The 540-nt window shown below is 40.2% G+C and carries 1 pseudogene; it reads left to right on the plus strand.

From position 1 onward, the window contains the following. Positions 1 to 259, plus strand: a pseudogene (locus AB4589_RS04760) (PIN domain-containing protein); the annotation flags it as partial. Positions 260 to 540: the final 281 nt, after the last annotated feature.

Raw genomic sequence — 540 nt, forward strand, 5'->3', positions numbered from 1 at the left:
TGAGTCTATCATTACGTTCAACCTAAAAGACTTTCCTTCTTGCGAACTCGAGCCTTTAGGTCTAACAGCAATACATCCAGACGAGTTCCTGTGCGATATGTTCGAATTGGACAGTAGCGCATGCGTTAAGGCTGCTCAGCAACAAAGAGCTTCATTAAAAAGGCCACCAATGAGCCAAGATGAGTTCTTAGCTTGCTTACAAAAGCAGAGACTCCCAAGCTTCATCTCACACTTAAAGAGCTTCAAATTGATGCTTTAACTTTGAATTAGTAGATTTTAAACTAGGCCGCTGATTGCGGCCTTTTTGTATACACTCATTCGCGTCTGAAATGTGTTTACTATTTAGCTGTACTCTCCCCGATATTTAAGAGAGCATCATTCGATGTTCTCTTATCTTTTTAACACTTTTGGCATATAAGAAAAAGTACGGTGATTTCAGTAGCGTGATCTGCTACTGAGTAATTACGTTAACGCAGAAAAGGGCACTTTCGAGTTAGAAAGTGCCATAGGTAAAAATTCAGCCTGTGAAGGTTTTGGACA

Source organism: Vibrio sp. 10N.222.49.A3 (genome assembly GCF_041475145.1).
Lineage (GTDB): Bacteria > Pseudomonadota > Gammaproteobacteria > Enterobacterales > Vibrionaceae > Vibrio > Vibrio tasmaniensis_A.